The organism is Streptomyces sp. WM6372 (genome assembly GCF_001279655.1).
In the GTDB taxonomy this organism is placed as follows: Bacteria; Actinomycetota; Actinomycetes; order Streptomycetales; family Streptomycetaceae; genus Streptomyces.
Map to the genome: position 1 here is coordinate 71,653 of NZ_LGDB01000093.1, position 13,928 is coordinate 85,580.

Consider the following 13,928-nt stretch of genomic DNA (forward strand, 5'->3'; position numbering starts at 1 on the left):
GTCTCAGCCCGCGGGTGCGGCGAGCGGCAGGGCCGCCCAGATGACCTTGCCGCCCGTCGAGGTGTGCTCGACGTCGCAGACCCCGCCGGACTCGCGCGTGACCTCGCGCACCAGCAGCAGGCCCCGGCCGCCGGTCTGGCCGAAATCCGCCTCCAGCGCCTTGGGGCGGTACGGGTGGTTGTCCTCGACCGCCACCCGTACCCAGTCCCGGCCGATGGCGACCTCGACCGCGACCTCCGGCGAGAGCAGGGCCGCGTGCCGGACCGAGTTCGTCACCAGTTCGGAGACGATCAGCAGCAGCGAGTACACGAGGTCCCGGTCGGCCGGGACGCCCTGGCGCCCGAGCAGGTCGCGCACGGCCCGGCGGGCCTGCGGAACGGATTCTTCTACAGCGGGCACGGTGAACCGCCACACGCCCTCGTAGGCGAGGGGGTCGGCCGGGGCGGCCGGCTCCCCCTCCTTGGCTGGCGGGACGCTCCCGCTGACATCCATCTTCCGGCCCCCGTCTTCGCGCTCGATCGTCTCCACGCGTCAAGAGTGGGGAGCGGACCGGTCCGGACCGGACCCCTGACCAGAAGTCAGCGTCAATCGGACGCTTTCTGATCGTTGGCGTATGACAGCGTCAGTTGTGCGACCGTTCCTGGTCTTCTGCGGGCCCCTTCTCGGCCGTGCTCCCCGGCCCGGCCGCGTCCGCCGGAACCTCGTCTTCCCTGACCAAGCCCAGAATGCGCCGGGCGCTCATGCCCAGGAGCACCAGGCTCAGCCCGTCGAACAGCAGGGCGAGCGAGAAGAAGGTTCCGATCACGTAGAGACTGCTGCTCGGCCAGTTGGCGAGGATCAGGAAGCCCAGCAGGATTCCGAAGGCGCCCTGGACCAGGTTGACCCAGAGGTTCGTCCCGCGCACCACCAGGCCGCCGACCAGCCGGAACAGCCCGCCGATGAGGAAGAACAGCGCGGCGAACATGGTCAGCGCCTCGGCGCTCGCCCCGGGCCGGCGCAGGATCACGAAGCCGGCGGCGATGTTGATCGCGGCGACGACGACGGCGAGCCAGACGTGGTTGCTCTTGCGGGACTGGAACGCCTGGACCAGGCCCACCAAGCCGCCGGCCAGCAGCAGCCAGCCGAAGAGGAACATCGTGGTCAGCGTGGCGAACCCGGCGTAGAACAGACCGATCAGCCCGGCCACCACCAGGAGCAGTCCGAGCACGGCCAGCAGCCCGAAACTGCGCTTGAGCTGCTTCCTGTCCTTGGCTCCCGCCCCGGACGAGGCTGCGGCTGCGGCTGCGGACGAGGCCCCGGCTCCGGCCCCGGAACGGTCTGCGCCCATGGTCGTGCCACCTTTCAGCACCCCCCGGACGGACTCCCCTTGATCATAGGATCGGCCGACCGGGATAGCATCCGGCGCATGGACGCAGCCCAGGAAGCAGCCCTCCTGCACACCGTCGCCGACGGGGTCGCCACGGTCGTCATCTCCCATCCCGCCAAGCGCAACGCCATGACGGCGGCGATGTGGCGGGCGCTCCCGGCGGTACTGGACGGGCTCGCGGCCGATCCGGCCGTACGCGTGCTCGTCCTGACCGGGGCCGGACCGACCTTCTGCGCGGGGGCCGACATCTCCTCGCTGACCGGGAACGAGGACCCGCAAGCGCTGGCCGTGGCCGCGGAGGAGGCCCTGGCCGCCTTCCCGAAGCCGACGCTCGCGGCGGTCCGCGGATTCTGCGTGGGCGGCGGCAGCCAGCTGGCGGCCGCCTGTGACCTGCGCTTCGCGGAGGAAGGGGCGTCGTTCGGGGTGACCCCGGCGAAACTGGGCATCGTCTACCCCGCGTCCTCGACCCGCCGGCTGGCCTCGCTGGTCGGCCCGGCGGCGGCCAAGTACCTGCTCTTCTCGGCCGAGTTGATCGACGCGGAGCACGCGCTGCGGGCCGGCTTCCTGAACGAGCTGCTGCCGGCCGGACAACTGGACAAGCGCGTGGCGGACTTCGCCCGCGTACTGACCACCCGCTCCCAGCTGACCCAGGCGGCGGCCAAGGAGTTCGCGAACGGGCGGACGGACCGGGACGCGTACTGGGCGGAGCAGGCGGCCGGGAGCGGCGACACCGCGGAGGGCGTCGCCGCGTTCCTGGAACGCCGTGCGCCGGCGTTCGGCTGGACCGCGGGGCCCGCTACGCGAGGTCCTGGCGGGCGTTGAGCGCGCGCAGCCGCGCCACGATCTCGGCCGGGGCCTTGTCGGGCGAGCCGGCGTCGTAGGGCGGCTGCGGGTCGTACTCGGTCATCAGCTGGACGGTCTGGGCGTACTCGTCGCCAGCGATCCGGCCGAGGAGGCCGAGGCCCATGTCGATGCCGGAGGACACCCCGGCGGCGGTGACGTACTTCCCGTCGTACACGACGCGCTCACCGGTGGGCTCGGCGCCGAAGGCGGGCAGCTGGTCCAGGTAGAGCCAGTGGCTTGCCGCCCGCCGCCCCTCCAGCAGCCCTGCGGCGGCCAGCAGGAGCGAGCCGGTGCAGACGGAGGTGGTCCACGTCGTGGTGGCGTCGACGGTGCGCAGCCAGTCGACGACGGCGGGGTTCTCCATCTCCGGCTCGGGGTGGGGCCCGCCGGGCACGACGACGATGTCGGGCCTGGTCACCTCGTCGAGCCCCTTGTCGGCGACGAGCGCGAGCGCGCCGCTGTCGGTGCGCACCGGCCCGGGCCGCTCCGAGACGAACACGACCTCGGAGTCGGGCAGCCGCCCCAGGGTGTCGAAGGGCCCGATGGCGTCGAGCGCGGTGAACCGGTCGTAGAGCAGTACGGCGATCTGCATGTTTCCTCCAGAGTGGTGAAGAATCGGGTCCGCTACGCGGAATCGGGACCGAAGCGGCGGCGGTATTCGGCCGGGGGCTGGCCCAGGGTCTTCACGAAGGCGCGGCGGAGGGCCTCCGGGGTGCCGTAGCCGCAGGCCCGGGAGATCTGGGCGACCCCGTCGCCCGTGTCCTCCAGGAGCCGCCGCGCGTGCTCGACGCGTACGCGCTCCACGTAGCGGCCGGGCGTCACCCCCGTCTCCGCCTGGAAGGCCCGGGCGAAGTGCCGCGGCGAGAGCCGGGCGCGCGCCGCCAGGGCCTCCACGCTCAGGTCCGCGCCCGGATGCTCCGTGATCCACTGCTGCACCTCCCGCAACGGATCCCGCTGCGCGGTCTGCGCCGCCAGCTGCGCGCTGAACTGCGCCTGGTTGCCGGGCCTGCGCAGGAACACCACCAGGTGGCGCGCGATGCTCAGCGCCAGCTCCCTGCCGTGGTCCTCCTCCACCAGCGCCAGCGCGAGGTCGATCCCGGCCGTGACCCCCGCCGAGGTGGCCACCGGGCCGTCCCGTACGTAGATCGGGTCCGGTTCGACGGTCACCGCCGGGTAGTCCCGGGCCATCCGCTCGCATACGTACCAGTGCGTCGTGGCCCGCCGCCCGTCCAGCAGCCCGGCCTCGGCCAGCAGCAGCCCGCCCGTGCAGACGGACACCAGCCGCTCCGCGCCACCCCCGTGCGCGCGCAGCCACTCGGTCAGCCGGGGCTCGAAGTCCCCCCGGTACTGGCCGCCCGGCACGAGCAGCGTGGTGCCCGCCCCCGGCCGCGCGCTCTCCAGGTCCCCGTCCGGCACCAGCGTGAGCCCGCTGCTCGTCCGTACGGGCGCCCCGCCGAGCGCGACCGTGCGGATCGCGTACCCGGCCCCCGCCCGCTCCGGGAAGCGGCCGACCGCGGCGAACACCTCCACGGGCCCGGTCACGTCCAGGCTCTGCAGACCGTCGTAGAGGACGACGAGCACGTTTCGCGACGACATGACCCCATGGTGTGACGCGGGCGCCGGTGGCCGCAATGACGCTCATCCCACCTTTACGGCCATGCCCCGGCGCGCGGATAGGATCGACGGACCATGACTGCAACCCTCGTCGCCAAGAACCTCACCGCCGCGCACGGTGAGCGCACGCTCTTCGCCGATCTCGACCTCGTCGTCGCCCCCGGCGACGTCATCGGCCTCGTCGGCGTCAACGGCGCCGGAAAGTCCACCCTGCTGCGCCTGCTCGCCGGCCTGGACACGCCCGAGACCGGCGAGCTGCGGCTCTCCCCGCCCACCGCCGCCGTCGGCCACCTGCCCCAGGAGCCGGAGCGGCGCCCCGAAGAGTCCGTACGGGACTTCCTGGCCCGGCGCACGGGCGTCGCCACCGCCCAGGCGGCGCTGGACGCGGCGACCCAGGGCCTGGTCGACGGGACCCCGGGCGCGGACGACGCGTACGCGACGACCCTGGACCAGTGGCTGAACCTCGGCGGCGCCGACCTCGACGAGCGCGCCGAGGAGGTCGCCGACGAGCTCGGGCTGGCCGTCAGCCTGGACCTGCCGATGACCGCGCTGTCCGGCGGCCAGGCGGCCCGCGCGGGCCTCGCCTCGCTGCTGCTCTCCCGCTACGACGTCTTCCTGCTCGACGAGCCGACCAACGACCTGGACCTGGAGGGTCTGGAGCGCCTGGAGCGGTTCGTGAAGGGCCTGCGCGCGGGCACCGTCGTGATCAGCCACGACCGCGAGTTCCTGACCCGCACGGTCACCAAGGTCCTCGAACTCGACCTGGCGCAGCAGCAGATCAACCTCTACGGCGGCGGCTACGACGCCTATCTGGAGGAGCGCGAGCGGGCCCGTACGCACGCCCGCGAGGAGTTCGACGAGTACGCGGGCAAGAAGGCGGCCCTGGAGGGCCGCGCCCAGATGCAGCGCAACTGGATGGACAAGGGCGTCCGCAACGCCCGCCGCAAGGCGAGCGACAACGACAAGATCGGCAAGAACCTTCGGGGCGAGTCCAGCGAGAAGCAGGCCGCCAAGGCCCGCCAGACGCAGCGCGCCATCGAGCGGCTCGAAGTCGTCGACGAGCCCCGCAAGGAGTGGGAGCTGCGGATGGAGATCGCGGCGGCGCCGCGCTCCGGCTCGGTCGTCGCCACCCTGAACGAGGCGTCCGTGCGGCGCGGGGACTTCTCCTTCGGCCCGGCCAGCCTGCAGATCGACTGGGCGGACCGGGTGGCGATCACCGGCGCCAACGGCGCGGGCAAGTCCACGCTCCTCGCCGTCCTCCTCGGCCGGCTGGTGCCCGACTCCGGTGCGGCCACGCTCGGTTCGGGCGTACTGGTCGGCGAGGTGGACCAGGCGCGCGGGCTCTTCCTCGGGGACGAGCCGCTGCTGGAGGCCTTCTGCGCGGCGGTGCCGGAGACCGAGCCGGCCGAAGTGCGGACCCTGCTGGCCAAGTTCGGCCTGAAGGCGGCGCACGTCCTGCGGCCGGCGGCCACGCTCTCCCCCGGCGAGCGCACGCGGGCGGCCCTGGCGCTGCTCCAGGGCCGCGGGGTGAATCTGCTGGTGCTCGACGAGCCCACGAACCACCTGGACCTGCCGGCGATCGAACAGCTGGAGTCGGCCCTGGACGCGTACGAGGGCACCCTGCTGCTGGTCACCCACGACCGCCGGATGCTGGACGCGGTGCACGTGACCCGCCGTCTGGAAGTCGCGAACGGCAAGGTCACCGAGCTCTAGCGGTCGTCCGGCCGCTACGGCCCGGGCATCGCCGCTCGGGCCGTCACTGCGCGCGCCGCAACTGCTCGGGCCGTTACCGCCCGGGCCGTTACCGCCCGGGCTGTTACTGCCCGGGCGCGCGCCGCTTGCGCGCGAGCCTGGCGGCCACGAAGCCGCGCGGCAGGTGCCGGACGGCGAGCGCGTACGCCTGGTAGCGGCGGCCGGTGATGCTCACCGGCCGGCGCAGCGCCAGGTCCCGCAGCGCCTTGGCCACCACGGCCTCGGGCTCCAGCCACACCGCCTCGCGCAGGGAGCTGACGTCCATCCCGGCGCGCGCCTGGAACTCGGTGCGGGTGAATCCCGGGACCACTGCCAGGACCCTGACCCCGTACGGCGCCATGTCCACCCGCAGGGACTCGCTGAACGCGGTGACCCAGGCCTTGGCGGCCCCGTACGTCCCGGTCGGCAGCAGCCCGGCCACCGAGGAGACGTTCACCACGGCGCCCCGACGGCGGGCGCGCAGCCCCGGCAGCACGGCGTGGGTGAGCCGCAGCGGGACCTTCACCAGCAGGTCGAGCAGCCGCTCCTCGTCCTCGACGGGGCTGTACGGGAAGGGTGCGGGGAGCCCGAAGCCCGCGTTGTTGACCAGGATGTCCACGGGCCGGTCCCGGTCGGCGAGCCGCTCGGCGACGGCCGTGCAGTCCGCCGGGTCCAGCAGATCGGCGGGCAGCACCTCGCTGGCCGTGCCGAACTCCCGGCCGAGCTCCCGGGCCACGGCTTCGAGGCGGTCCTTGTCGCGGGCGACCAGGACGAGCTCGCAGCCCTTGGCCGCGAAGCCGCGGGCGAAGGCGGCGCCGAGTCCGGCACTGGCCCCGGTGATCAGAACGGTGGTCAAGAGAGGGTCACTTCCTTACGGGGTGTGCGGGCGCTGCGGGGTGAAGTCCGTGGTCGACGGCGATCCGTAGGCCTGGGCCACGTCGACCAGGAACCGGGCCTCGTCGTCGAGGTCGCCGCCCTCGGCGGAGGTCTGCATCGCGGCGGGCAGTTCCCACACCGCGTCCTCCCCCGGCTGCCCGGGCCGTCCGGCGAGCTTCGCCTGCCGCGCCTCCTTCAGTACGCAGGCCAGTGCGGCCGCGGTGCGCCGCTGCTCGGGGATCCCGTGCCCGGTGACGTGGCTGCGGGCGAGCTCCGGAACGCCCGGGGCGACGTACTCGCCGAGGATCAGGATCGCGTCGCGGGTCTCGATCACCTTGCGGTACACCAGCAGGTTGCGCGGGACGGGCGGCCACAGGAGCTCCACGACCCGGCCGGCCCGCGGCTTGGTGAGGGCGACGTGCGGGACGGCCTGGACCAGGTCGTGCCAGAGCGGCCACAGCCGCCAGGCGGTGGCGATGTCGGCGCTCGTGCGGCGCAGCGTGAACAGGGTGGGCACGAGGATCGCGGCGGCCCGCAGCAGTCCGTGCAGGTTCATCATCAGCGGCAGGGCGGGCATCGCCCAGGTGCTGGCGAACAGGGCCTTGAGCAGGTACACGAACCAGAACAGGCCGGCGAGCGCGGTACCGAGGCCGAACAGCCGCAGGCCGGCGGCCAGGCCCCGGCTCTCGGTGCGGCGGCTGTAGCGCCAGCAGAGGGCGACGCAGGTGGTGTTGGCGAGCAGGTGCGCGGTGATCAGGAGCAGCCAGTAGGCGAGGGAGGGCACCGGATCGCCCTGCGGCGGGATGGTGTGCACGGTGTGCGCGGGGGCGGCCGTGTCCAGCACCACGAGGGTGGTCAGCCAGGCCACCGTGCCCACCCAGGAGGCGAGTTGGAGGACCCTGCCTCCGGTGGCGGCGGCGACGAAGTAGAGCACGGTGCCCGCGGACAGCACGCCGATCAGGTTGCGGACGAGGCCGACGGAGTGCGCGTAGTGCGGGTCGCGCATCGCGTACGCGACGACGTCCGGGAGGTTCAGGGTCATCGCGGCGGCCGCGGTGGCGACGGCGAGCCACAGGCCGCGCTGCTGCGGGGAGCGCAGGGCGGCCGGGGCGCGCAGCAGGACCGCTGTCCAGAGGCAGACGACGCTGGGCACGGCCAGCGAGTCGCCGAAGGCGGTGAGGTCAGCGGCGTCCATGGCTCCCCCGCCCGTAGCCCATGGCGGATTCCAGCCAGGCGAGGGTGCCGCGGGGTGCGGCGGCCGACTGCGGGCAGGGGCCCGTCGTGCGGATGCGGATCATGCTGGCCAGCATTTCCGCCTCCTGCTCCTGGCTGGTGGTGTAGTTGGTGCGCCCGAGGACGACCGGGACCTGCCCGTCGTTGTCCTCGGCCTCCAGGGAGTTGTGGCCGAACAGGATGTGCCCGAGCTCGTGGAGCACGATGTGCTCGCGGTGCAGCGCGGTGGTCTGGGCCTCGTAGAAGACGAAGTCGACGCTGTCGGTGCCCACCCACAGTCCGCAGACCCCCGATTCAGCCGCCTCCTTGGGGAGCGGGTGGAGGTGGATGGGGCGGCCCCGCTGCTCGGCGATCCGGTTGCACAGCCCTTCGATGGAGAAGGGATGGGTCAGATCCAGATGGCCGAGAATCTTCTCGCACCGTTTACGGAGGCTGGGTTGCGAGTGGGGCATGTGATCCCTCTTCGGACCCTTTCGCGGGCAGCGTCGGTAGGCGTGCGTGGGCGTGGGCATGGCGTCCTGTGCCTTCAAGGCGGCCTCTGGGAGTGGGGTCCTGAGGGGAGAAACGGAAGCCCGCTCACCACTCGGCGAACGGGCGTTCCACCATGCCTACAGATCTTGTACGGGAGTTCGCAAGGTGTGTGCCCAGGTGGGGTGCCTATTCGGCCATCCCCGAACCCCCCGATTCCGGCGTGCGCGGCCGGATACCGAGGACCAGCAGGCCGTAGCCTACGGCCAGCAGGACCGCCGGTACCAGCAGGGCCAGCGGCAGCAGGCTCCACGGCCCGAGCCCCATGGTGAACAGGGCGAGGGCGATGATGCCGAACGCGACCGACGCGACGACGGTGACACCGAGGTTCGACAGGTTCCGCTCACGGGGGCGGGCCAGCTCGGCGTCCACCTGACGGCGTGCCACGTCGAGCGCCATGCGGTGGACGCGCTCGTGCTCCCGCAGCAACCGCCAGTTCTCGGGGCTGACGCCCTCCAGGTGCGGGGGAACGGAATCCTCGTCGGGCCGCTCGCGCGGCTCGCGTCCTCCGTCCGGCATCCGTCCTCGGCCCGGCACGCTCGACGCCGCCATGGAGAAGCCTCCCTTACTCCGGTTACTTCAGTGCGTAGGAAGCCGCGAGGATGCCGGCCAGCGATTCCATGAGCGGGACGTGCCGGTCGGCGAGGTCGGCGAAGCGGGGTGCGTCGACGGAGAGTACGCCTATCTTCTCGGTGCCGTGGATGACCGGGACGGCGATGACCGCTTCGTATCCCGTTCCCCCGGGGATGAGATAGGACTGCGTCACGAGCTTGCCGTCGATCCTGAAGGTCGTTCCGGTGCCGCCGAGGATCTCGTTCTTCATGTGCGCCGCGCCGACCGGGTCGATGTTGGGCCTGGGCTGCCGGTACCCGGGAAAGGTGCCCTCCAGGGTGAAGCCGTCCGTGGCGGCGTCGTACCGGTAGAAACTGCACCGCGCCCGCGGCACGAGCCTCGGCTGCAGCGGCGGGGCGGTGAGGTCGACCGCTCCGGCCAGGACCTGGTCGAGGATCTCCTTGCGCAAATCCTTGAGATCGTCGACCGTCGTCTGGGGCAGAGGGGACGGAACCCGGGCCCGGTCCGCATAGAGCACGGCCAGGTCCCTGATCTTGTCGCTCAGGGGGCCCAGCGTGCTCGAGTAGAGCTTCGTGACCTCAGCGTTCGTCTGGCTGGCGTATTCCTTGGCCCGCTTCTCGCCGTTCTCCGCGAACCGCTTCTCGAAGTGGGTGATCAGGACGACACCGCAGGCGGAGACGCCGGCTATGAGGGCCCAGCGCTGCTTGTCGGCCCCGGTGGCCCCGTCGGCCCACACCGAGACGACGGCGACGGCCACACCGAGGACGGCGGAGAAGAGCAGGAACAGGTAGTGGACGCCCCGTTGGGCCAGCCATTGCTTCATCCGTACGTGCCGCTCCCCGCAGGTGGAAGGTCTGGGATCGCAGAATCCCATGTTTTTCCGTGCGGTGACTCGGAGTTGACGAAGCACGGGAAGTCAGCCCCGCGGCTCCCCGGGCCGGTGCCGGTGGAACCGCGGGACCGCGCCGCGCTCGGCGCTCGGCGCTCGCCGGAGGCCGGCGGCCCGGGCCCGCGGCCCGCGGCCCGGAGGCCGGAGGCCGGGGCCGGGGCCGGGGCCGGGGGCCGGGGCCGGGGCCGGGGCCGGGGGCCGGGGCCGGGGCCGGGGGCCGGGGCCGGGGGCCGCGGCCCGGAGCCCCGGGGCTCGCTAGCGCTTGCGGCGCTCCTCGGGGCCGCCCGTGAGGCCGGCGCGGCGCAGGGCGTCCGCCATCGCGCTGTTGGCCGGGGCCGGGGAGCCCCCGCCCTGGCGCTGCCCGCCCTGGCGCTGGCCGCCGCCGCCTTGACCCCGGCCCTGGCCACCCTGGCCCTGCCCGCCCTGGCCCTGGCCCTGGCCGCCTTGACCGCCGCCGCGCTGCTGCGGGGGACGGCCGCCGCCGCGCCGGTCCTGCCGGTCCTGGCGGTCCTCGCGCGGCCGGGGAGCGCCGCCCGCCGGGCGGTCGGCCTCGTCCTCCAGCCGCAGCGTCAGCGAGATCCGCTTGCGCGGGATGTCCACGTCCAGGACCTTCACGCGGACGATGTCGCCCGGCTTGACGACGTCCCGCGGGTCCTTGACGAAGTTCTTCGACAGCGCCGAGACGTGGGCCAGCCCGTCCTGGTGGACGCCGATGTCGATGAAGGCGCCGAACGCGGCCACGTTCGTGACCACGCCCTCCAGGATCATCCCGGGCGCCAGGTCGCCGATCTTCTCGACGCCCTCCTTGAAGGTGGCCGTCTTGAAGGCGGGCCGCGGGTCGCGGCCCGGCTTCTCCAGCTCGCGCAGGATGTCCGTCACGGTCGGCAGGCCGAAGGCCTCGGTGACGAACTGCTCCGGCCTCAGCGAGCGCAGCACGCCGGTGTTGCCGATCAGCGCCGCCACGTCACTGCCGGCCGTCTTGGCCATGCCCCGGACCAGCGGGTACGACTCGGGGTGCACGCTGGAGAGGTCCAGCGGGTCGTCCCCGCCACGGATCCGCAGGAAGCCCGCGCACTGCTCGTACGCCTTCGGGCCGAGCCGTGCCACGTCCTTGAGCGCCTTGCGGCTGCGGAAGGGGCCGTTGTCGTCGCGGTGGGCCACGATGTTCTCGGCGAGCCCGCCGCTGATGCCCGACACCCGCGAGAGCAGCGGAGCGGAGGCGGTGTTGACGTCCACGCCGACGCCGTTCACGCAGTCCTCGACCACCGCGTCGAGCGAGCGCGAGAGCTTCACCTCGGAGAGGTCGTGCTGGTACTGGCCGACGCCGATCGACTTGGGGTCGATCTTGACGAGCTCGGCGAGCGGGTCCTGGAGGCGGCGGGCGATGGACACCGCGCCGCGCAGCGACACGTCCATGTCCGGGAGTTCCTGCGAGGCGAACGCGGAGGCCGAGTACACGGAGGCCCCCGCCTCGGACACCATCACCTTGGTGAGCTTCAGCTCGGGGTGGCGGGTGATCAGGTCCCCGGCGAGCTTGTCGGTCTCGCGCGAGGCCGTGCCGTTGCCGATGGCGATCAGCTCGACCGCGTGCTCCTTGGCGAGGCGGGCCAGCTTGGCGAGCGACTCGTCCCACTTGTTGGCGGGCACGTGCGGGTAGATCACCTCCGTGGCGACGACCTTGCCGGTGGCGTCCACGACGGCGACCTTCACACCGGTGCGGAAGCCCGGGTCGAGGCCGAGCGTGGCCCGGGTGCCGGCCGGGGCGGCGAGCAGCAGGTCGCGCAGGTTGGCCGCGAAGACCCGTACGGCCTCGTCCTCGGCGGCGGCGCGCAGCCGCATCCGCAGGTCGATGCCGAGGTGCACCTGGATCTTCGTGCGCCAGGCCCAGCGGACGGTGTCGGCCAGCCACTTGTCGCCCGGGCGGCCGCGGTCGTTGATCCCGAAACGCCGGGCGACCATGCCCTCGTACGTGGACGGGCCGGGGGTCTCGCCCGGCGCCTCCGGCTCCAGGGTGAGGTCGAGGACGTCCTCCTTCTCCCCGCGCAGCATGGCGAGGACGCGGTGCGAGGGCAACGCGGTGAAGGGCTCGGCGAAGTCGAAGTAGTCGGCGAACTTGGCGCCCGCCTCCTCCTTGCCCTCACGGACCTTCGCGGCGAGCCGGCCGCGGCCCCACATGCGCTCGCGCAGCTCGCCGATCAGGTCGGCGTCCTCGCCGAAGCGCTCGGTCAGGATGGCGCGGGCGCCCTCCAGGGCCGCGGCCGGGTCGGCGACGCCCTGGTCGGCGTCGACGAACGCGGCCGCGGCGGCGGCCGGTTCCACCGACGGGTCGGCCAGCAGGCCGTCGGCGAGCGGCTCCAGGCCCGCCTCACGGGCGATCTGCGCCTTGGTGCGCCGCTTGGGCTTGAAGGGGAGGTAGATGTCCTCCAGCCGGGCCTTGGTGTCGGCCGCGTTGATCCGGGCCTCCAGTTCGGCGTCGAGCTTGCCCTGCTCCCGTACGGAGTCCAGGATCGCCGCGCGGCGGTCCTCCAGCTCGCGCAGATAGCGCAGCCGCTCCTCGAGGGTGCGCAGCTGGGCGTCGTCGAGCATCTCGGTCGCTTCCTTGCGGTAGCGCGCGATGAACGGCACGGTGGAGCCGCCGTCGAGCAGCTCGACGGCGGCCTTGACCTGCCGCTCCCGTACGCCGAGCTCCTCGGCGATCCTGCCTTCGATGGACATCGTCACGATCGGGTCCCGCCTGCCTTCGTTTGCACTGGAAGGCTGCCAATTGTGGCAGGTGGCGGTGACGGCGTCCGGGAGCCCCGCGCCCGGGCCCGTACCCGGGCCGCGCCCGGCCCCGTCAGGCCTTGCCGAAGGCGTCCGCGGGGAAGGCACCGGCGGTGACGGCCTTGACGACGAACCCGCCGCCCAGCTCGGCCAGCCGGGCCAGGCCTTCGGCGCCGAGGTGCTCGTACGGGGCCGCGTCGAGGCGGTCGGTGTCGGCTTCGAGGCGCTCGCGTACGGCCGCGCCCTCCTCGGTGAGCTCGCCGTCGGCGTCGAGGATCCCGCGCTCGCGCAGCCGGTCTGCGGCGGCGTCGAGGTCGGACTGCTCCCAGCCGCGGATGGCCTTGATCCACTTGGGGGTCATGCCGCGGCCTGTGGCGGTGTGGCTGACCAGGGCCTCCAGCGGGTCGAGTCCGGCGAGCAGCAGGGCGGCGAGGTGGCCGTCGCCGCGGTGTTCGCGCAGCAGGGTGGTGGCGTACCAGAGGCGCAGGTGCGGCTCCTCGGGTACGGGGAGGTCGGCGTGGGCGGCGTAGAGGGGCCGGGCGTGCCGGGTGCAGCCCTCGGTGGCGCGCAGGGCGAGGTCGGCGGTCTCGGCGAGCTCGGGGGATTCGATGGCCTCCGCACCGAGCAGTCGGCGCAGGGTGCTGTCGGCGGCGCGCAGCCGGGCGTCGAGGGCTTGTTCGGGGGTGATGGTGTCCCAGACGGCGGGCAGGTGCCGGGCGACGAAGTCGTGGCGGTAGTTGTAGAAGGTGGCGGTGACCGTGCCGGGCCCGACGGCGCCCATCGCGGCGGACCGGGAGGCGAGGTTCACGGCGGGCCGCTCGGTGACCCCGAGGGCGGCGAACTCCTTGCCCAGATCGGGAGAGAAGTAGATGGTGGCGTGCAGCGGGTTGATCGCTGCGTGCCAGCAATTGCGGGCGGCGCGCGGAGGAATCGTCATGGCGGCCAGATTACCGACCGCTCAGTATGTCGGGTAGACCGAGTCCCGGCCGCCATGCATATGATCGAGCCGAAACCAACGGGGAGGCGTGAACATGTCAGGAGATGGCGAGCAGGTGTCGGACCTTCAGGTCGGCATGCGCTTGAACCACGTGCCGGTCGAACCGAGCGGACCGACGGCTCCGACGGGACCGGCCGCGCCGGGCAACCCGAAGGGCCCGATGGGCCCGTTCGTTCCGGGCGGCTCCGGGGACTTCGCTTCGACGCCGGCGCAGAAGAAGGCCGCGGCGAACACGATCGAGACCGAGCTGGAACCGAACACCAAGAAGGCCGCGGAGCACGCGGACACCGACACCGGCACCGCCCAGAAGGGCTTCGACGGCTGGGAGACGGCCGCCGGCCTGAAGAAGGTCGCGGACACCTGGGACCAGCAGGTGAAGACCCTGATGGGCCGTCTGGCGGCGGAGAAGACCAGCCTGCGCGGCGCGTCGGGCCTCTTCACCAGCAACGACACCGGCATCGGCACCCAGTTCCTGACGACCAAATCGAAGCTGAACGGCCTCTAGGCCGAGTCTC

Annotated in this window: 14 protein-coding genes; 3 read left to right on the top strand and 11 right to left on the bottom strand. The window is 72.8% G+C overall.

The annotated features are described in order from the left end of the window. Window positions 1–3 precede the first annotated feature (3 nt). Both ADK52_RS08955 and ADK52_RS08960 read right to left on the bottom strand, forming a co-directional pair. Window positions 4–492 (bottom strand): ATP-binding protein, encoded by a 489-nt coding sequence (locus ADK52_RS08955; RefSeq protein ID WP_053689267.1) that lies wholly within the window; start codon window positions 490–492, stop codon window positions 4–6. 130 nt (window positions 493–622) lie between these two features. Next, a complete protein-coding gene (locus ADK52_RS08960) occupies window positions 623–1,327 on the bottom strand; it encodes an HdeD family acid-resistance protein (protein ID WP_078988162.1) in 705 nt (234 codons plus the stop codon). Between the two features lie 78 nt (window positions 1,328–1,405). Here ADK52_RS08960 and ADK52_RS08965 point away from each other — a divergent pair, with 78 nt between their 5' ends. Further along, window positions 1,406–2,188: an enoyl-CoA hydratase/isomerase family protein gene (locus ADK52_RS08965; protein ID WP_053689228.1), complete on the top strand. Its 783-nt coding sequence runs from the start codon at window positions 1,406–1,408 to the stop codon at window positions 2,186–2,188. On the opposite strand, the gene ADK52_RS08970 is transcribed toward ADK52_RS08965, so the two are convergent. Then, window positions 2,163–2,801 (bottom strand): DJ-1/PfpI family protein, encoded by a 639-nt coding sequence (locus ADK52_RS08970; RefSeq protein ID WP_053689229.1) that lies wholly within the window; start codon window positions 2,799–2,801, stop codon window positions 2,163–2,165. The genes ADK52_RS08965 and ADK52_RS08970 overlap by 26 nt on opposite strands. Before the next feature lie 32 nt (window positions 2,802–2,833). After that, window positions 2,834–3,805 carry a GlxA family transcriptional regulator gene (locus tag ADK52_RS08975; RefSeq protein WP_053689230.1) on the bottom strand — a complete coding sequence of 324 codons (972 nt, stop codon included), beginning with the start codon at window positions 3,803–3,805 and terminating at the stop codon, window positions 2,834–2,836. A 93-nt stretch (window positions 3,806–3,898) separates the two neighbouring features. Here ADK52_RS08975 and ADK52_RS08980 point away from each other — a divergent pair, with 93 nt between their 5' ends. Next, the gene (locus ADK52_RS08980; protein WP_053689231.1) at window positions 3,899–5,536 is read left to right on the top strand and encodes an ABC-F family ATP-binding cassette domain-containing protein; all 1,638 of its coding nucleotides are present in this window, start codon (window positions 3,899–3,901) and stop codon (window positions 5,534–5,536) included. A 103-nt stretch (window positions 5,537–5,639) separates the two neighbouring features. Here the strand turns inward: ADK52_RS08980 and ADK52_RS08985 are convergent, their stop codons facing one another. The 7 genes from ADK52_RS08985 to ADK52_RS09015 all read right to left on the bottom strand — a co-directional run bounded on the left by ADK52_RS08985 (window position 5,640) and on the right by ADK52_RS09015 (window position 13,353). Beyond that, complete coding sequence (locus ADK52_RS08985) at window positions 5,640–6,410, bottom strand: SDR family NAD(P)-dependent oxidoreductase (protein ID WP_053689232.1); 771 nt, start codon at window positions 6,408–6,410, stop codon at window positions 5,640–5,642. A gap of 15 nt (window positions 6,411–6,425) precedes the next feature. After that, window positions 6,426–7,625: an MAB_1171c family putative transporter gene (locus ADK52_RS08990; protein WP_053689233.1), complete on the bottom strand. Its 1,200-nt coding sequence runs from the start codon at window positions 7,623–7,625 to the stop codon at window positions 6,426–6,428. After that, window positions 7,612–8,115, bottom strand: coding sequence for a hypothetical protein (locus tag ADK52_RS08995; RefSeq protein WP_053689234.1), 504 nt, complete (start codon window positions 8,113–8,115; stop codon window positions 7,612–7,614). The genes ADK52_RS08990 and ADK52_RS08995 overlap by 14 nt, the downstream gene beginning before the upstream one ends. A 205-nt stretch (window positions 8,116–8,320) precedes the next feature. After that, window positions 8,321–8,710 (bottom strand): hypothetical protein, encoded by a 390-nt coding sequence (locus ADK52_RS09000; RefSeq protein ID WP_053689235.1) that lies wholly within the window; start codon window positions 8,708–8,710, stop codon window positions 8,321–8,323. A 55-nt stretch (window positions 8,711–8,765) separates the two neighbouring features. After that, complete coding sequence (locus ADK52_RS09005) at window positions 8,766–9,587, bottom strand: GAF domain-containing protein (protein WP_053689236.1); 822 nt, start codon at window positions 9,585–9,587, stop codon at window positions 8,766–8,768. 321 nt (window positions 9,588–9,908) lie between these two features. Then, window positions 9,909–12,374 carry a Tex family protein gene (locus ADK52_RS09010; RefSeq protein ID WP_053689237.1) on the bottom strand — a complete coding sequence of 822 codons (2,466 nt, stop codon included), beginning with the start codon at window positions 12,372–12,374 and terminating at the stop codon, window positions 9,909–9,911. Between the two features lie 115 nt (window positions 12,375–12,489). Continuing rightward, window positions 12,490–13,353, bottom strand: a complete 864-nt coding sequence (locus tag ADK52_RS09015) for an SCO6745 family protein (protein ID WP_053689238.1) — start codon at window positions 13,351–13,353, stop codon at window positions 12,490–12,492. 94 nt (window positions 13,354–13,447) lie between these two features. On the opposite strand from ADK52_RS09015, the gene ADK52_RS09020 reads away from it, so the two are divergent. After that, window positions 13,448–13,918 (top strand): hypothetical protein, encoded by a 471-nt coding sequence (locus ADK52_RS09020; RefSeq protein WP_199828469.1) that lies wholly within the window; start codon window positions 13,448–13,450, stop codon window positions 13,916–13,918. Window positions 13,919–13,928: the final 10 nt, after the last annotated feature.